This window comes from Stappia stellulata (genome assembly GCF_020176715.1).
GTDB lineage: Bacteria > Pseudomonadota > Alphaproteobacteria > Rhizobiales > Stappiaceae > Stappia.
Window position 1 is genome coordinate 54263 of sequence record NZ_JAIVMF010000005.1, and the last position, 16695, is coordinate 70957.

A 16695-nucleotide genomic window follows, 5' to 3' on the forward strand; every position below is an offset into this window, starting at 1 on the left:
TCAAATCCACTGCCGGTGTCAGGCCGGCGGTGCCCGGTAAAAACCGGTTTCGAGAACGTCGGCCCAGTCCGGCCGATGGTTTTTCCGCGCCTGGGCCGCCGCCGCTGTCCAGTTGTAATCCAGTACCTTCAGATCGACGCGCCACCCGCTCCCGTTGCGCTCGAGGAGAGCGTATCGGGCGTGCGGACTGCCGTTCTGCACCTTGTGGGGCGTCGGCGTGGCGTCGGCATAGGCGGGAAGGCCGACACTGCCCGGATTGACCAGGATCTGTCGCGTTGCGGGCAGTCTCAGGCAGCGCGGAATATGGGTATGTCCAAAGAGGACGACATTGGCGGTCTCGCCGCCAAGCCGTTCCAGGATCTTCGCTTCGTCCGACAGCCGGACGTCCTGCCCCTCGACGTCCTCGGTCAGATAGCGGTCGTCGTCGGCCGGCGTCGCATGGCAGGCGAGGATGTCGCCCTCCAGCCTCGCGGTGAGGGGAAGACCGCTCAGCCAGTCGAGGCTTGCCTTTGAAAGCGCCGCACGGGTGAAGGCATCGCTGCGGTTGCCCGGCGGCACGTTCCCGGCGGCCACCACCCGGTCGTGGTTGCCGCGCACGGTGGTCCAGTCGCGCGCCATCAGCAGCTGCGCGGTCTCTTCGGGCCACAACGGACCGGAGAGACAGTCGCCGAGATTGACGACACGGTCCGGCGCCAGGCGCTCGAGATCGTCCAGGACGGCTTCGAGCGCCGGGGCGTTTCCGTGAATGTCGGCAATGACGGCGATGCGCATGATCGCGGTCCTCTTGTCTCAGCCCTCGCCGAAGACCCGTGCGAAGATCGTGTCCACCGCCTTGGTGTGATAGCCGAGGTCGAAGCGGGCGCGGATTTCCTCTTCCGGGAGAGCGACGCGCACGTCGGCGTCCTTCAAGAGTTCCTCCAGGAAGTCGACGTCGGACGACCCTTGCGTCTGGTAGCTGTCCCACACCTTCATGGCGTTGCGCTGCACGAGGCGGTAGGCGTCCTCGCGGCTGACGCCGGCCTGGGTCAGCGCCAGCAGGATGCGCTGGGAATGCACCAGCCCGCCGAGGCGGTTCATGTTGGCGAGCATGCGCTCGGGATAGACCATCAGCTTGTCGATGACATTGGTGAGCCGCGCGAGCGCGAAATCCAGCGTCACGGTGGCGTCGGGGCCGATCATGCGCTCCACCGAGGAGTGCGAGATATCGCGCTCGTGCCACAGCGCCACGTTTTCCATCGCCGGCATTGCATAGGCGCGCACCATGCGGGCAAGACCGGTGAGGTTTTCCGTCAGCACCGGATTGCGCTTGTGCGGCATGGCGCTGGAGCCCTTCTGGCCGGGCGAGAAATATTCTTCCGCTTCCAGAACCTCGGTGCGCTGCAGGTGGCGGACTTCGGTCGCCACGCGCTCGATAGAGGAGGCGATGACGCCAAGGGTCGCAAAGAACATCGCGTGGCGGTCGCGCGGGATCACCTGCGTGGAGACCGGCTCCACGGCAAGGCCCATGGCTTCCGCGACATGCTCTTCGACGCGCGGGTCGATATTGGCGAAGGTGCCGACCGCCCCGGAGATCGCGCAGGTGGCGATTTCGGCGCGCGCGGCCAGCAGGCGGGTGCGGCAGCGGTCGAACTCGGCATAGGCTTCCGCCATCTTCAGGCCAAAGGTCACCGGCTCGGCGTGGATGCCATGCGAGCGGCCGATGCAGACGGTGTCCTTGTGCTCAAAGGCGCGGCGCTTGAGCGCGGCCAGCAGGGCGTCGAGATCGGCCAGCAGCAGGTCCGCCGCGCGGGTGAGCTGCACGTTGAGGCAGGTGTCGAGCACGTCGGAGGAGGTCATGCCCTGATGCACGAAGCGGGCGTCGGGGCCGACGATTTCGGCCAGATGCGTCAGGAAGGCGATGACGTCGTGCTTGGTCTCGCGCTCGATCTCGTCAATCCGGGCGACGTCGAAGGTGGCGGCACCTCCCTTTTCCCAGATGGTCTTCGCGGCGGCTTCCGGGATGACCCCGAGTTTTGCAAGGGCGTCGCAGGCGTGCGCCTCGATTTCGAACCAAATGCGGAACTTGGTCTCGGGCGACCAGATGGCGACCATCTCGGGCCGCGAATAGCGCGGGATCATGCAAAGTCCTCGTCAGCGGGGAAAGGGTGAGAGTGCCATATCAGACGCGGCCGCCCGGCTCAATGCGGGCGAAATACCATGACGCGGCAAAAAGCGGGAGAAGCATGACCGGAAGCAGCACGCGCACGCCCATCACCACGAAGATATAGGCCGTGGTCGCGCCGGTGAAGACCTGCTCCCAGAGCATGCGGTAGGAGAATTCATGCGTGTGCGAGCTCGCGTAGTAGCCGCGCAGCTGCAGGAAGAACAGGAATGCCGTCAGGCCGGCGGTCGCAATCGACAGGCAGACGACCATCGCCGCGAAGCGGGCGGAGCGCTGCCTGCGTCGCCAGGTCAGCAGTCGAGCCGCCCCCCAGGCGATCCAGCCGCCCAGGAAGCTGCCGACGCAAAACACCGCGATCACGGCAAGCGAGCGCCCGCTCAAGGCTTCGCCCCGTCCCAGCGTCAACAGGGCAACGCATGCGGAGATGGTGCCGGACCAGACGAGGGCGAAGAGCAGCGGGCGCAAGAGGTCCTGCCTTTCTGGCGGTTCAGGCCGCGGCCTTTGCCGCGGCGTCGCGGATGGCGGAGATATTGGCGCGGTAGCCCGCGACACCTTCGCCCTTGAAGACGGCGGAGCCGGCGACGAGCGCGTTGGCGCCGGCCTTGGCCACCAGCGGCGCGGTCTCGGGCGTGACGCCGCCGTCGACTTCCAGGTGGATCGGGCGGTCGCCGATCATCGCCTTGATGCGGGCGACCTTGTCGACCATGGCGGGGATGAAGGACTGGCCGCCGAAGCCCGGATTGACGCTCATGACAAGGATCAGGTCGAGCCGGTCGAGGACATATTCCAGCACGCTTTCGGGCGTCGCCGGATTGAGCGACACGCCGGCCTTCTTGCCGAGTGCGCGGATCGCCTGCAGCGAGCGGTCGAGATGGGGACCGGCTTCCGCATGCACGGTGATGATGTCCGATCCGGCCTTGGCGAAGGCTTCCAGATAGGCATCGCAGGGCGCGATCATCAAATGGGTGTCGAAGATCTTGTCGGTGTGCTTGCGCATCGCCGCGATCACATCCGGGCCGAAGCTGATGTTGGGCACGAAATGCCCGTCCATGACGTCGAGATGGATCCAGTCGGCGCCGGCTTCCGCAACGTCGCGGACTTCCCGCCCGAAGGCGGAAAAGTCGGAGGCGAGCATGGACGGGGCGATGACGAGGGGGAGGGACATGGCGGCGGGCGGCTCCGATGGGGTGTCTGTTCCGCTCGCCGCTAGCACAGCCCGCCGCGGGCGACAAGCGCAACGCGCGGCGGGAGCGCGATCACAGCCGGCCGGTGATCGCCAGAAACCGCCCGTCGGGGCCTTCGAAACCGATCCGTTCCATCAGCACGAGAACGGCGAAATAGGTCGGGCCGGGAAAGGTCGGCGTATGGATGACGAACCGTTCGATCCGGTAGCGCAGCGGGCAGCCCCGGCTTTTCGGGATCTGGGTGTCATCGGCCAGGATGCGCGTTTTTCCTTCAAACGAGAGCGTCAGCTTCATGCCCCGGATGTCGCCGAAGCCGCTCGGACAGGTGTCCGGGTCGGGAACGGGACGCTCCTCAAGGGCAAGCGTCACGGTCTCTCCCATGGACGGCACGTCGGGAATGACGGAGGCGAGCATCAGGTGCGGATCGCTGGAGCGCTCCGTTGCCGGATTGTGGGCGACGGTTTCGCCCGCGCCGGCGATCCCGGTCTGGTCGAGCACGACCCGCGCGGCCTCCCGGTTTGCGGCGCGGGTGCGGGCCAGTTCCTCAGCGAAGTCGAGCGGCTGGCTGTCGTCCACCTCGTCGAGGCGCCGCAGCGGGGTGCCCGGCACCCAGCTGTCGTCGCCGACATCGATCACGTAGATGTTGGAATAGGGGAACCCCGATCCGTCCTGAACGCCGTACTCCTCGAACGCGAAGTGACTGCCGGAGCGGGAGAAACCGAGAAGGTCGACCTGGGCGAATTCACCGGCGGCCGCCGGAACCGGGAGCGCGGCAAGGGCCATGCCGGCGAGGAGCGTCAGGCCGCCCGCAAGACGGCGCACCGGTGAGCGTCGAACATGTGTGCTGTGCATTCCCGTTATCTCCGTTCCTTCGGCGGACGGCCGCGCCGCCCGGATCCTTTCCTAGCGGGAAATCCCGTCGACACCGTGACTCTCGTCACGCATCGCAGCCTTTGCCGCCGCGCGCCGCGCCAGCGGCCCCAGGATCCACGGCAGGAGATAGATCGGCAACTGGCCGAGCCCGAAGTAGAGCCAGGCGAGATCCGGCAGGCTGCCGCCGAGCGCCGCCACCAGCAGCCCCATGTTGCGGTTGCCGGCCGCATGGGCGAGCACGAAGGCGTGATCCTTGCGAACGGCCGAAAACACCAGCCACGTCAGCCCCATTTGCGCGCAGGCGACGGCGAAGGTCAGCGCGCCGATCCCCAAGGTCAGGACCGGGTTGCTGGCGAATTGCGCCGCGACACCGTCCATCACGGCAACCGCGAAGACGAAGAGAACCAGCACGTTCAGCCCGTCGATGTGCTGGCGGGCGGCGACGACCCGCACAGTGCCGAAGACCCGCCGGATGATCCAGGCGCAGCCGGCGGAGGCGGCGAGCAGCAGGGCGAGGCGCAGGGCCAGCGCCGGCGCGTCGATCGGCAGCGTGTCGCCGATCAGCGCGCCGCCGATGAGCGGTGCGGTCAGCGGCGTCAGCAGCATGGTCACGCAGACAAGCGCGAGCGACAGCGCGCCGTCGAGACCGATCAGCGCGATGAAGGCGGGGGCGGACATGATCGGCGGCGCGGCGGTGACGATGAAAGCGGCAAGCGCCAGGTCGGGATTGTCGTCGATGAGCCCGCTGGCGGAGAGCGCGAGTGCGGTTGCGCCCGGCACGATCACCAGCATCCACAGGCTCGCCAGCCCCACGAGGCGCGGTTTCCGGACATGGGCGATCACCGCCGCGGGATCGACGCGCAGGAAGGCAAGCACCAGCAGCACGAAGATCGCCTCTTCCACGATCGGCCGGAACAGCGCGGAAAGCTGGGGCAGAAACAGGCCGAGCAGCGCGCTGACCGCGACGGCGCGCGTCCCTTGCCGCCCGAGCCAGGCGACAAGTCGCAGAGGCAGGAGCAGCGCCTGCATGGGGAAACTCCGTGGGGTTGACGATGCCGCGTCCCTGGCCGGCGCGCGGGGTGCTGGAGATCAAAAAAATGCGGCTTCAGTATCGACGCGGGCGACTTCCCCTTGCAAGCGCCCTGTGAACGGTGTGGATAGGCACAATGCGGAACCACGATGTCATTGTTCTGGGAGGGGGAATCAGCGGCGTTTGCGCTGCGCTGCATTTGCAGGCGCGCGGCATGCGGGTTTTGCTTGTCGATCGCGCCGCGCCCGGAGACGAGGCATCGAGGGCCAATGCGGGCATTCTCGCGCGCGACGGCTTCAGTCCGGTCGACTGGCCGGTGACGGCGGGCGAAATCCTGTCGCGGGTCATGCGCCCGGCCGGGCGGATCCGCCTCGACCTTCGCAGCCTGCCGGCGGCGCTGCCGTTCCTGCGGGCGGCGCATATGGCGGTGCAGACCGGGGCGGCGGCGCGGACCGGGCGCGCCATCGCGCCGTTGCAGGCGATTGCGGCGGGCGAGCATCTGGCGCTTGCGCGCGCGGCAAGCGCGCTGCGATTCTTCCGCCGCACCGGCTGGATCAAGATCTATCGCCGTCAGGCATCCTATGAAGCGAGCGAGCAGGACCGGCATTTCGCCCGGATCTTCGGCGTTCCCTACACGGATCTTTCCGCGGCGGATCTCGTGCGGCTGGAGCCGCATCTGGTCTCCTTCGATCACGCCGGCCTCTACTGGCCGGACACCCAGTCGGTGTCCTCGCCCGGCGGGGTGACGAAGGCCTATGCGCGGCTGTTTCGCGAGCGCGGCGGCGAGACGGAAATGGGCAAGGCGGAGACGCTGGTCGCCACCCGGGACGGCTGGTCGGTGCGCACCACCCGGGGCGAGGCGGAAGGCCGGCGCGCCGTGATCGCGCTGGGCGCCGGCGCGCCGGGCGTGCTGGCGCGTCTCGGGGTCGAACTCCCGGTCGCGACGATGCGCGGCTACCACCGGCATTTCCGGGCGGTGTCCGGCGTGACGCTGTCGCGGCCGATCACCGACATCGACAATGGTTACACGCTGACGCCGATGGAGCGCGGCCTGCGGCTCGTCGGCGGCCATGAACTGACCCGCGTGGACCGTCCTGTGCGCGAGACCGCCTTGCTGCGCGCGGGCGCGGCGGCGCGTGCCCTGATGCCGATCGGCGCGCAGGTCGAGGAGGTGCCGATCCCCGGCGTCCGGCTCTGCATGCCCGACGGACTGCCGGTGATGGGGCAGGTGCCGGCGCTGCCGGGGCTTTGGCTGGCGCTCGGCAACGAACGTTCCAGTTTCGGTCTCGGGGCGGCGATGGGGCGCCTGCTCGCCGAGACGATGACCGGCGCGCGTCCCTTTGCCGATCCCGCTCCCTATTCCCCGGTGCGGTTCATTTCCGATTAAGCTGCGGAACCTCAAGAGGCTGTCCTTGGAAAAGGTCGAATTGACCGATTGGCGATTTCGACTGAGGGCTGCCATGCGGGCGCTGCCTATTGTCGCGATGCAACCAGACAGCTCGTTCCTGGGCCGATGCTGTGATGTGGGGGAGGCAACAACGCTTTCCTTTTTCTCGTCGGAGCGGATCGGGCTGAAGGCGTCACGCGAGGCATTGTCGATGTCGATCGACTTGTCGGGAGGCGGGCGTTCATGGCGCCTGACCGGCCGGTCGGCCCGATGCCGCGCGGCCGCGAGAGCCCGGCCCGCTTCAGCACCGGCGACGCGAGGCCACGTTGCGGGTTGCGCCGGTGCGCCCGGAGCGGTGGCCTGCGGCATGTGCACCGGTCGCGAAGATCGATCCGCCATGCCCGCACGGCCCCCGACCTTGTAACGTGCCACCCAGCGAGCAACGACCTTCTCCGAGCCCCTGGGGCTGCGCCGCCTGCACTTTGGCAAGACGGCCTTGAGGACCGACAGCGCCATTTCTGTTCGACGCGACCGTGTCAGCCGGGCATCTCTGTCGATGTTCATTCTGACCCAGCAATGAGTGCTGAAGCTTGGGAACTCCAGGCTCCTCGGTCCGGTTCGAATGGACACCCTCACGAAAACTCACAGCTAGAGTGGCTGGCCGGCCGGCTCGCTCGAGGTGTCGTCCGGCAGCGGGATCAGCAGGCTGCGTTCCTGGAGAAAGGGGTGGAGCGCGACCGCCTCGCGCAGGGCCTGCTGGCCCAGGCGCATGCGGCCCTGTCCCATGAGAATGCGGGCCTTGCCGCTCATGGCGCCGAAATGGCGCGGCTCCAGCGCCAGCGCCCGGTCCAGATCGGAAAGCGCGGCGTCGTATTTCTCCTGCAGGAAAAGCACGAAGGCGCGCTGGTTCCATCCTTCGGCATAGCCGGGCGCCTGCGACACCACCTCGTTCAGGATCAGCCGCGCACCCTCGAAGTCGTATTCGCCGCGCTTGCGCATCGCCTCCCGGGTCAGCGCGTTGATCTCCTGCGTCGGCGCGGCATCGATCCAGCTTTCCCAGATCTCCGCCTCGATCGCGCGCGCGTCGCGCTCGCTCTGCGCGGTCTTGAGCGCGGCGAAGAGCGCCTCCGTGTCGGCGTTTGCCGGTGCAAGCGCGATGACGAAGGCGACCGCGACCGCGCCCAGCACAGGGGCGAGGGCGAAACGGCGAAACAGCGGGTGCCGGGACGGGGGCGGCGTCTTGCGGTGCGACATGCGGGTTCTCCCAGGTTTTACGTGTCTCGCCGAGCCGGTTGCCGGTCCTGCCATTGACTTGGGTCGGCATGCAGGCAAGCCTTCAGCCAAAATTCATCGGCCCGCGTCATCTTGCGCGAAACAGTATCGGGAGTTTTCCGCGCGCATGTCCAATGTCGTGACCGCCGTCGCCATGATCGCCACAGCCGGCGTTGCCGCCCAATGGCTCGCCTGGCGCTTTCAGCTTCCCGCCATCGTCCTGCTTCTGGCGGCCGGCGCGCTTGCCGGGCCGGTGACGGGTCTGGTGCAGCCGGACGTGCAGTTCGCCGGACTGGTGCAGCCGCTCGTCGCGGTTGCCGTGGCGATCATCCTGTTCGAAGGCGGTCTGACGCTGAATTTCCACGAGATCTCCGGCACCTCCAAGGCGGTGCGCCGGATCGTCTTCATCGGCGCGCCGATCGCCTTTCTGCTTGGCGCGGTCAATGCCTATTACGTCGCGGAGCTGAGCCTGTGGCCGGCGCTGATCTTCGCCGGGATCCTGGTGGTTACGGGGCCGACGGTGATCATCCCTTTGCTCAGGCAGGCGAAACTCGCCAAACGGCCGGCGGCTCTGCTGCGCTGGGAGGCGATCCTTGCCGACCCGCTCGGTGCCCTGATCGCCGTCTTCGTGTTCGAGGCCTTTCTTGTCGCCTCCGGGCAGCATCACGCCGACACGCTGCTGATGCGCATTGCGCTGGCGCTGCTGCTCGGGCTTGCCGGAGGCTGGTTCGCGGGCCGGGCGCTGGTCTGGGCCTTCGTCAACGGTCACGTCCCGGAATACCTCAAGATCCCGGTCATCCTCACCACGGTGATCGGAACCTATGCGATCTCCAATGCGGTGCTGGAGGAAAGCGGTCTCCTGACCGTCACCATGCTCGGCCTTGCGCTCGGCAATTCGCGCATCGCTTCGCTCGGGGAGGTCAAGCGCTTCAAGGAGATCATGACGATCCTGCTGGTCTCAGGGGTCTTTATCATCCTCACCGCCTCGCTGGAGCCGTCGGCGCTGGTTTCCGCCTTCGAGCCGCGCACGCTGGCGTTCGTCTTGGTGCTGCTGTTTGTCGTGCGGCCGGTCTCGGTGTGGCTGGCGACGATCGGAACGGGGCTGGGTGCGAAGGAACGGCTTCTCGTCGGCTGGATCGCGCCGCGCGGCGTGGTCGCGGTCGCCGTGTCGGGCCTCTTCGCGGGGCTTTTGGTCGGGCGGGGAATCGAGGACGGCGCCCGTCTCGTGCCGCTCGCCTTTTCCGTCGTGGTCGTGACCGTGATCGCGCACGGATTTTCCATCGCGCCGCTGGCGCGCGCGCTCGGCCTGTCGTCCGGGGGCGGGGCGGGGCTCTTGATCGTCGGCGCCAACCGTTTCACCGTCGCGCTCGCGGAGAAATTCGGCCAGAAGGAGATCCCCGTCCTCGTTTCGGATCGCAACTGGCGTCGGTTGCGGCATGCGCGCAACGCCGGGGTGCCGACCCATTACGGCGAGATCCTCTCGGAAGTGGCGGAACACACCATTTCGCTCGCGCCCTACAGTCACCTGCTCGCGGCCAGCGACAACGACGACTACAACGCGCTGATCTGCACGAACTTCGGCCCGGAAATCGGCCGCTCGGAGGTGCTGCAGATCGGCCGCGACGATACGGAGGGCGCGCAGCACCGCCAGTTGATGGTGACGCTCGGCGGCCGGCCCTATCTGGCGTCCTGCGGCGGCATTGAGGGGCTGGACGGACTTCTGGCCCAGGGCTGGAAGGTGTCGGCGACCACCCTGAGCGAGACCTATGGCAAGGACCGGTTCCTGGAGGCGCGGGCGCCGGAGGCGATCAGCCTGTTCCTGTTGTCCGCCGGCGGAAAGCTGCGCCCCGAGCCGGATCTTTCGCAAGACACGCTCAAGCCCGGAGACACGGTGTTCAGTCTCGTGCCGCCGGAAAAAGACGGCTGAGACGTGTTAGCGATTGAACCGCCTTGGCCCGCAGCGCTATAGGGCAGGCGCAGACTTCCCGAGGCCGGAGCCTTCATGACCACCATACGCGTCCGCATCACCGCCCTGGAATTTGAGGCGAAGCGCATCTACGAGCTGCTGGCCCGCGATTTCGAGGACGAGGGCAATCCCGTCACCGTGTTTGAATCCTCACCCGACGGGCGGACCTGGACCGCCGAGATCCTGCTGTTCGACATGAGCGCGGACGAGGCGCGGGATCTGATCCGCGACCGGCTGGGGGTGGACGCCTTTGCCGCCCCCGTCGAGGCCGAGCCGCTCGACGACATCAACTGGGTGGAAAAGAGCCTGGAGGGTCTGACCCCGGTGCGGGCCGGGCGCTTCTTCGTGCATGGCCGGCACGATCGCGACAAGCGTCCCGTCAACGGCGTGTCGCTGGAGATCGAGGCGGCGCTCGCCTTCGGCACGGGTCACCACGGCACCACCGCCGGCTGCCTGATCGAGATCGACAGGCTCTTGTCGCGCCGCCGCTACCAGTGTCTGCTTGACCTTGGAACCGGAACCGGCGTTCTGGCAATTGCCATGGCGCGGCTGGCCCGGCAGCGGGTGCTTGCGACCGACATCGATCCGGTGGCGACGCGCACGGCGGCGGAAAACGCCGTCCACAACGGTGTCGGCCAGCTCGTGCATGCCGTTACGGCGGCCGGTGCCGATGCGCGGATCTTCGCCGAGGAAGGGCCGTTCGACCTGGTGGTGGCGAATATTCTGGCGCGGCCCCTGATGCGCATGGCGGTGGCCGTGTCGCGCTGCATGGCGCCGCAGGCGACCCTCATTCTCTCCGGCCTTCGCGTTGAGGACGGGCCGCGTATCCTCTTTGCCTATGGCACGCAGGGCTTTCACCTTGCGCGTCGGCAGGACCGCGACGGCTGGCTGACGCTGACGCTGGTGCGCGGGCGCCGGGACCCCTGACGGGTCGCGTCCGGAAAACCAGGCAATAAAAAACCCGGCCATGTGGCCGGGTTTTTTCGTCGGACCGCCTCAAGGACGGTGCGCGTGTCAGAATGCCGAGGTGGCAGAGCCCTGACGTTCCAGCTCCGCACGGTCGTAGCCGTAGGCGGCGAGCGTGGCATCGTCGAGCGACAGCAGGTAGCCGTTGACGTAGCGGCGGGCCTGACGCTCGCGCGCGGTCACCAGCGACGAGAAGGCGCGATGCATGAAGCCCTTCGAAGAGCCGCGCGAGGCGCCGGCATGCGAGGTCGACGTGAAGGTGGCGATAGCCATGATGTGTGTCTCCGGTTCGAGGTCTCTTTGCGAAAGAGCTTCCTCCCTCAAACTCTCGACACTGAGTATGGGGATGCGGACCACGTCGGAAAAGAGCGTTAAGTGCATGGCTGCGCTGCGATTGTTGCATGTGCGAATTCATAATGTTGCAACGCGGCATCGGATCTGGGCAAGATTGCCCTGCATATTTTACCGTCGCGCCCAAAAATTGGGCTTGCTGCCGCGTCGCCATGCACAAACGGCTTTCGCTTGATCGCCAGTTGATCTAGCGTTCGGCCCATGTTTCAGACCTTCGACAGCATGATCGACCCGTCCGTGGGTTCCGCGCGTTGCGCGGCGCTCCGGCAAGAGCTCGCCCGGCGCAAGCTGGACGGTTTTCTCGTTCCGCGCGGCGATGCGCATCAGGGCGAATATGTGCCGCCGTCCGATGCGCGGCTGGAATGGCTGACGGGCTTTGCGGGATCCGCCGGCATCGCCGTGGTCCTCGCCGAGGACGCGGCGATCTTCGTCGATGGTCGCTACACCATTCAGGTGCGCGAGCAGGTTGATGCGCAGGTCTTTGCGCCGATGCATCTGATCGAGACGCCGCCGGCGGACTGGCTCGCGACGACGCTCAAGCCGGGCCAGAAGCTCGGCTACGATCCGATGCTTCACACGATCTCGGGTACACGGCGGCTCAAGGCGGCCTGCACGGCGGCCGGTGCCGAACTGGTCGCGGTTTCCGGCAATCCCGTCGACGCGGTCTGGCATGACCGCCCCGCGCCGCCGCTCGGTGCGGTGGTCATCCATCCGGATGCATTGGCCGGAGAGGCGGCATCCGAGAAGATCGCGCGCATGGGGGCGAAGGTTGGCGAGGCGAAGGCCGACGCCTTCGTGCTGACCCAGCCCGATTCCATCGCCTGGCTGTTCAACATTCGCGGCAGCGATGTCGCCCATACGCCGCTGCCGCTCTCCTTTGCGATCCTGCCGGCCAGTGGCAAGCCGCGTCTCTTCATCGATGGACGCAAGCTCAGCAACGCCGTGCGTGATCATCTTGTCGGGCTCGCCGAGGTGGAAGAACCAGTCGGACTGGTGCCGGCACTCGCCGATATGGGCCGGGCGGGGGCAGCCGTGATGCTCGATCCCGACTGGGCGGGCGACGCGCTGGCCAGCGCTGTTTGCGACGCGGGCGGCACGATCAAGGAAGGCGCGGACCCGATCGCGCGGGCCAAGGCCGTCAAGACCGAGGCGGAAATCGCCGGCGCGCGCGCCGCACACCTGCGTGACGGGGCGGCCTACGCCCGCTTTCTCGCGTGGTTCGACAGGGCGATTCTCGATGGTCCGCTCGATGAAATCGCTGTTGCGGAGCGGCTTGAAGCGTTTCGCGCCGAGACGGGTGCGCTCAAGGAAATTTCCTTCGACAGCATTTCCGCCGCAGGTCCCAATGCCGCGATCTGCCACTACCGCGTGGACCGCAAGAGCAACCGGGTCATTCCTCCCGACAGCCTGTTCCTGATCGATTCCGGTGCGCAATATGAAGACGGCACCACCGATATCACCCGCACGCTCGCGGTCGGTGCGGTCGCCAACGAAATGAAGCGCCATTTCACGCTGGTCCTGAAGGGGCACATCGCCATTGCGACCGCGCGCTTTCCAAAAGGCACCAGCGGCGCGCAGATCGATGCGCTGGCGCGGATCGACCTGTGGAAGGCGGGCCTCGATTTCGACCATGGCACCGGCCATGGCGTTGGCTCCTATCTCTCCGTGCACGAGGGGCCGCAGCGTATCGCCAAGACCGGCCATGTCGCTCTGGAGCCGGGCATGATCGTGTCGAACGAGCCCGGCTATTACAAGGCCGGAAGTCACGGCATCCGGATCGAGAACCTTGAGCTGGTAACCGGCCCCGACGAGATTGAGGGCGGGGAACGGCCAATGCTTGGGTTCCAGGCGCTGACGCTTGCACCGATCGACCGCCGGTTGATCGTCAAGGAGATGCTGAGCGCCGGGGAACACGCCTGGGTCGAGCGCTATCATGCCCGCGTTCTGGCGGAGATCGGACCGCTGGTCGATCCCGACACCAGGTCCTGGCTGGAGGCGGCGACGGCCCCGCTATGAGGCGGCGCCGGATCGACGCGGGGGCTTCCTGCGGCGACATTGTCGATCCGGCACCGGCATGTCAGTGTCGACATGGCCGGGTTTGGGCGAGGCATGGGCGGACATGAAGGTTTTGGATGCGCTGAAGATGCCATTCTGGGTGGCGCAGGTGGCCACCGGGGCGAAGTCGTTTCGCGACAATCCCGTTCTGGGCAGCCGCCGGCTGAACGAACGCGGGCTTCACGTTGCCCGCGTCCGTGCCGCCGAGGCCATGGCCGACCGTCGCCGGCGGGGGATGGAAGATCTCCTCGACGACCACCATCGCCGTTTCTTTGCCGAAAACGGCTATGTCGAGCAGCGCAACGTGTTGCCGGCGGATACGTTCGCGCAATTGCTCGAGGAGGTGCATGGCACCCGCTTCGACGCCTGGGAAATGCGGCAGGGCAACGCGGTCACCCGCTTCATCCCCTTGCCGCCGGAAGTGCTTCGGCGCCTGCCGGCGCTTGCCGCCTTCGTCAATGGCGCCGTGTTTCAGGGCACGCTGAAATATGTCGCCTCGACGAGAGCCGAGCCGACCGTCTATCTCCATGCGGTTCTGACCGATCCCGATCTCGGCACGCCCGACCCGCAAACGCATTTTCACGCCGACACCTTCTTTGCCAATTCCAAGGCGTGGTTCTTTCTCGACGATGTGCCGGAAGCCGACGGTCCCTTCCGCTTCGTTCCCGGATCGCACCGGCTGACCCCGGAACGTGCCGCATGGGAGCAGACGCAAAGCGAAACGGCCGCCACGCACGGCAACCGGCTGCATGGGCGCGGATCGTTTCGCATATCCGAGGACGAACTCGCCACGCTCGGCTTTGCCCCGCCCGTCACCTTCGAAGTGCCGGCCAATACGCTGGTCGTCGCCGATACCTTCGGGTTTCACGCCAGGACGCCGAGCCTCCGCCCGTCTGTGCGGATCGCGATCTACGGCAGTGTCCGGCGCAATCCGTTCCTGCCGTTTGCCGGGCTCGATCCGCTGACGCTGCCGGGCTTGCGCGGGCGTTCTGCGCAACTGCTCAACGCCTATCGCGACACGCGGGCGCGGTTGCTGAAAAAACCGCAGTCGGAACGCTACATCGGCAAGACCTTGCTCACCGACCCCGCGCATCTCTAGCGGCGCTGCACCCTAGCGGTGCTCTTCCACCTGGTTGTTGATCAGTTCGGCGTTGAAGAAGCGCAGCGCCCGCACATGGGTGGCGTGGCCGATTACCCGTGTCGCATCGGCCCCATCCACCACCGGCAGACGGTTCCGGCCGCTGTCGTCGAAGATCTTGAGGGCGGTTTCCAGGGTGTCGGTGAGGTGAAGATACGGCTCGCCGCTCGCCGGATCGAACTCGACCGGCTCGGCATCCTCGTCCAGCCGCTCCACGAAATCGGACACATGGACGATGCGCACCAGCCATTTGTGCGCACCCTCGTGCAGCATCACGCCGCGCATTTCCAGCTGCCAGTGGAAATAGGAGCGTCCGTGCACCGCCTGCGTCAGTCCGGTGGCGATCGACACGGTGACGAGCAGCGCGATGGAGAGCGCATAGCCGCCGGTCAGTTCGAAGACGATCATCGTCGTTGAGAAGGGCGCGCCGAGGACGGCCGCCGCCACCGCGCCCATGCCGAGGATCGCATAAAGCCCGTGCGAGGAGGCAAGCTCGGGAAAGACGGCGGCGGCAATCAGGCCGAAGGCGCCGCCGCACATGGCGCCGAGATAGAGCGCGGGCGAAAAGATGCCGCCGCCGAAGCGCGAGGCAAGGGTGATGGAGGTCGCGGCGGTTTTCGCCACCAGCAGGATCAGCAGGGTTGCAAGCGGAAGCTGGTGCTTCAGCGCGGCATCGGTCGCCTCGTAGCCGACGCCCAGAACCTCCGGATAGGCAATGCCGATGGCCCCGACCGCAAGCCCGCCGATGGTCGGGCGCAGCCACAGCGGCATGGGGATGTTGCGCGCCACCCAGTCGGTGCCGATCAGCGCGAACTGGAAGATGACGGCGACGGCGGCGCAGGTCAGCCCGAGCAGCGCGAAGGCCGGCATCTCCAGAAGTGACGTGATCTGGTACTGCGGAATGGCGAAGGCAACGACATCGCCGAACCAGGCCCGCGCCATCAGCGTTCCAAGCACGGAGGCGATGACGATGGGCACGAAGGCCGTCAGCGCGTAATGGCCGAGAATGACCTCATGGGCGAAGAGCACGCCGGCGATCGGGGCGTTGAAGGAGGCGGAGACCGCGCTCGCCACGCCGCAGGCCAGCAGCATGCGGCGTGCCGCGTCCGGCAGCCGGAAGGTCTGGCAGATGGCGGTACCGATGGTCGCGCCGAGATGCACCACCGGTCCCTCGCGTCCCGCGCTGGCGCCGCTGCCAAGCGAGAGTGCGGTGACGAAGGCGGAGGAAAGCCCGGACCAGAGCGTCAGGCCGCGCCCGCCCTGCGCGCGGGCCTCGATCACGTCGGCGACGCCACCGGCGCGCTGTTTCGGCTGGATGAACGTCAGGTAGAGACCGACGAGGAAGCCGCCGCCCGCCGGCGCGAGCAGGATCGTCCACCAGGGCACCTCGGCGGTGGCGCTGACCACCGTTTCCGCCGCCGAGCCGAGCCATGTCCACTGGATCGCTCCGATGGCGAGACGGAACAGGATTGCGGCGGCGGCGGTCAGAATGCCGATCACGATCGCCAGCGCCCAGACGAGCGGGAGCCGCGTCGTGCGGAACAGCCGGATGTTCGGCTCGATCCAGCGCGCGGCGATCACCGGCAGGCGTCTCACTATCGTCGGCAGGCGGATCATGGACTGGGATCCGTTTGCGCGCGGACCGCTCCTGTCCTAGCGCTTGGTGATGGATATGCGGCGGCCGGCGCGCTCCGGGCGCCCGAGCACCGCATGGGCTTGTTTCATCCGCTCCAGCCTCTCGCGAATGTCGTCGGGCCAGGGAGCGACCTTGCGCGCGCCCATGTCGACATGCAGCGAGACCTGTTCCGAGGTCGCGGACAGAAACCCTTCCTCGGCATGATAGAGTTCCTGATAGAGATGCGCACGTTTCTCGTCAAAATCAACGAGTTGAACCGTTGCATACACCGGAGAATGCTCTTCCAGTTCGCGCAGGTAGCAAAGATGCACCTCGGCGGTGAAGAAGGAGGCGTTGCGGGTCGCGACATACTCCGGCCCCAGGCCGAGGCTGATGAAGGCCTCGTCGACGCAGGTGTCGAACAGGACGTTGTAATAGGCCATGTTAAGATGGCCATTGTAGTCGAGCCACTCGCTCTTGACCGTTTGCAGCGAGCCCTTGAAGGGGGCGGCCTCCGGTGAGGCGGTTGTCATGGTCCTGCTCTTTCGTTCGGGGTGAACGGGAAACGGCGCAAAAGGCGGAGCGCCGGTCGGAAGTCTTTGGCCGGGATGGCCGTTTTTGCTAGTGTGCGCCAAACCTAGTCCGAGGGTGCGCGCAAAGGCAAATCAGGCGCCGGCACGCCGGACACTTGCCCGCA

At 66.9% G+C, this 16695-nt stretch carries 15 protein-coding genes and 1 pseudogene; 5 read left to right on the forward strand and 11 right to left on the reverse strand.

All coding sequences use genetic code 11. The features are described 5' to 3' along the window. Positions 1–18 precede the first annotated feature (18 nt). The 6 genes from LC092_RS08295 to LC092_RS08320 all read right to left on the reverse strand — a co-directional run bounded on the left by LC092_RS08295 (position 19) and on the right by LC092_RS08320 (position 5247). A complete protein-coding gene (locus LC092_RS08295) occupies positions 19–771 on the reverse strand; it encodes a metallophosphoesterase family protein (RefSeq protein WP_224806018.1) in 753 nt (250 codons plus the stop codon). Positions 772–789: 18 nt separating this feature from the next. Then, on the reverse strand, positions 790–2118 hold the full coding sequence (gene purB, locus LC092_RS08300; protein ID WP_224806019.1) for an adenylosuccinate lyase: 1329 nt from the start codon (positions 2116–2118) through the stop codon (positions 790–792). A gap of 40 nt (positions 2119–2158) precedes the next feature. After that, positions 2159–2626: a hypothetical protein gene (locus LC092_RS08305; protein WP_224806020.1), complete on the reverse strand. Its 468-nt coding sequence runs from the start codon at positions 2624–2626 to the stop codon at positions 2159–2161. Positions 2627–2648: 22 nt separating this feature from the next. Further along, positions 2649–3326 carry a ribulose-phosphate 3-epimerase gene (gene rpe / locus LC092_RS08310; RefSeq protein WP_224806021.1) on the reverse strand — a complete coding sequence of 226 codons (678 nt, stop codon included), beginning with the start codon at positions 3324–3326 and terminating at the stop codon, positions 2649–2651. A 91-nt stretch (positions 3327–3417) separates the two neighbouring features. Continuing rightward, positions 3418–4197, reverse strand: a complete 780-nt coding sequence (locus LC092_RS08315) for a DUF2259 domain-containing protein (protein ID WP_224806022.1) — start codon at positions 4195–4197, stop codon at positions 3418–3420. A gap of 51 nt (positions 4198–4248) precedes the next feature. Continuing rightward, positions 4249–5247: a sodium:proton symporter gene (locus LC092_RS08320; RefSeq protein ID WP_224806024.1), complete on the reverse strand. Its 999-nt coding sequence runs from the start codon at positions 5245–5247 to the stop codon at positions 4249–4251. Between the two features lie 137 nt (positions 5248–5384). Here LC092_RS08320 and LC092_RS08325 point away from each other — a divergent pair, with 137 nt between their 5' ends. Further along, positions 5385–6635, forward strand: a complete 1251-nt coding sequence (locus tag LC092_RS08325) for an NAD(P)/FAD-dependent oxidoreductase (RefSeq protein WP_224806025.1) — start codon at positions 5385–5387, stop codon at positions 6633–6635. Positions 6636–6992: 357 nt separating this feature from the next. Here the strand turns inward: LC092_RS08325 and LC092_RS21350 are convergent. Both LC092_RS21350 and LC092_RS08335 read right to left on the reverse strand, forming a co-directional pair. Next, positions 6993–7199: pseudogene (locus tag LC092_RS21350) on the reverse strand (leucine zipper domain-containing protein); the annotation flags it as partial. 84 nt (positions 7200–7283) lie between these two features. After that, positions 7284–7889 carry a tetratricopeptide repeat protein gene (locus LC092_RS08335; protein ID WP_224806026.1) on the reverse strand — a complete coding sequence of 202 codons (606 nt, stop codon included), beginning with the start codon at positions 7887–7889 and terminating at the stop codon, positions 7284–7286. A 145-nt stretch (positions 7890–8034) separates the two neighbouring features. Between LC092_RS08335 and LC092_RS08340 the strand changes: the two genes are divergently transcribed. Both LC092_RS08340 and LC092_RS08345 read left to right on the forward strand, forming a co-directional pair. Further along, positions 8035–9834, forward strand: a complete 1800-nt coding sequence (locus LC092_RS08340; RefSeq protein WP_224806027.1) for a cation:proton antiporter — start codon at positions 8035–8037, stop codon at positions 9832–9834. Between the two features lie 75 nt (positions 9835–9909). After that, a complete protein-coding gene (locus LC092_RS08345) occupies positions 9910–10800 on the forward strand; it encodes a 50S ribosomal protein L11 methyltransferase (protein ID WP_224806029.1) in 891 nt (296 codons plus the stop codon). 87 nt (positions 10801–10887) lie between these two features. On the opposite strand, the gene LC092_RS08350 is transcribed toward LC092_RS08345, so the two are convergent. Then, entirely contained in the window at positions 10888–11112 is a 225-nt protein-coding gene (locus LC092_RS08350; RefSeq protein ID WP_224806031.1) for a hypothetical protein, read from the reverse strand. A gap of 279 nt (positions 11113–11391) precedes the next feature. Here LC092_RS08350 and LC092_RS08355 point away from each other — a divergent pair, with 279 nt between their 5' ends. Next, positions 11392–13206, forward strand: coding sequence for an aminopeptidase P family protein (locus LC092_RS08355; RefSeq protein ID WP_224806033.1), 1815 nt, complete (start codon positions 11392–11394; stop codon positions 13204–13206). Between the two features lie 103 nt (positions 13207–13309). Further along, entirely contained in the window at positions 13310–14344 is a 1035-nt protein-coding gene (locus tag LC092_RS08360; protein ID WP_224806035.1) for a phytanoyl-CoA dioxygenase family protein, read from the forward strand. Between the two features lie 12 nt (positions 14345–14356). On the opposite strand, the gene LC092_RS08365 is transcribed toward LC092_RS08360, so the two are convergent. Next, the gene (locus LC092_RS08365) at positions 14357–16000 is read right to left on the reverse strand and encodes a chloride channel protein (RefSeq protein ID WP_224806037.1); all 1644 of its coding nucleotides are present in this window, start codon (positions 15998–16000) and stop codon (positions 14357–14359) included. A gap of 36 nt (positions 16001–16036) precedes the next feature. Beyond that, positions 16037–16531, reverse strand: a complete 495-nt coding sequence (locus LC092_RS08370) for a thioesterase family protein (RefSeq protein ID WP_224806038.1) — start codon at positions 16529–16531, stop codon at positions 16037–16039. Positions 16532–16695 lie beyond the last annotated feature (164 nt).

What these genes read in the sequence shown, in the direction of transcription:
- LC092_RS08295 (WP_224806018.1), bottom strand. Translation starts at nt 771, where the DNA reads ATGCGCATCGCCGTCATTGCCGACATTCACGGAAACGCCCCGGCGCTC.
- purB (WP_224806019.1), bottom strand. Translation starts at nt 2,118, where the DNA reads ATGATCCCGCGCTATTCGCGGCCCGAGATGGTCGCCATCTGGTCGCCC.
- rpe (WP_224806021.1), bottom strand. Translation starts at nt 3,326, where the DNA reads ATGTCCCTCCCCCTCGTCATCGCCCCGTCCATGCTCGCCTCCGACTTT.
- LC092_RS08315 (WP_224806022.1), bottom strand. Translation starts at nt 4,197, where the DNA reads ATGCACAGCACACATGTTCGACGCTCACCGGTGCGCCGTCTTGCGGGC.
- LC092_RS08320 (WP_224806024.1), bottom strand. Translation starts at nt 5,247, where the DNA reads ATGCAGGCGCTGCTCCTGCCTCTGCGACTTGTCGCCTGGCTCGGGCGG.
- LC092_RS08325 (WP_224806025.1), top strand. Translation starts at nt 5,385, where the DNA reads ATGCGGAACCACGATGTCATTGTTCTGGGAGGGGGAATCAGCGGCGTT.
- LC092_RS08335 (WP_224806026.1), bottom strand. Translation starts at nt 7,889, where the DNA reads ATGTCGCACCGCAAGACGCCGCCCCCGTCCCGGCACCCGCTGTTTCGC.
- LC092_RS08340 (WP_224806027.1), top strand. Translation starts at nt 8,035, where the DNA reads ATGTCCAATGTCGTGACCGCCGTCGCCATGATCGCCACAGCCGGCGTT.
- LC092_RS08345 (WP_224806029.1), top strand. Translation starts at nt 9,910, where the DNA reads ATGACCACCATACGCGTCCGCATCACCGCCCTGGAATTTGAGGCGAAG.
- LC092_RS08350 (WP_224806031.1), bottom strand. Translation starts at nt 11,112, where the DNA reads ATGGCTATCGCCACCTTCACGTCGACCTCGCATGCCGGCGCCTCGCGC.
- LC092_RS08355 (WP_224806033.1), top strand. Translation starts at nt 11,392, where the DNA reads ATGTTTCAGACCTTCGACAGCATGATCGACCCGTCCGTGGGTTCCGCG.
- LC092_RS08360 (WP_224806035.1), top strand. Translation starts at nt 13,310, where the DNA reads ATGAAGGTTTTGGATGCGCTGAAGATGCCATTCTGGGTGGCGCAGGTG.
- LC092_RS08365 (WP_224806037.1), bottom strand. Translation starts at nt 16,000, where the DNA reads ATGATCCGCCTGCCGACGATAGTGAGACGCCTGCCGGTGATCGCCGCG.
- LC092_RS08370 (WP_224806038.1), bottom strand. Translation starts at nt 16,531, where the DNA reads ATGACAACCGCCTCACCGGAGGCCGCCCCCTTCAAGGGCTCGCTGCAA.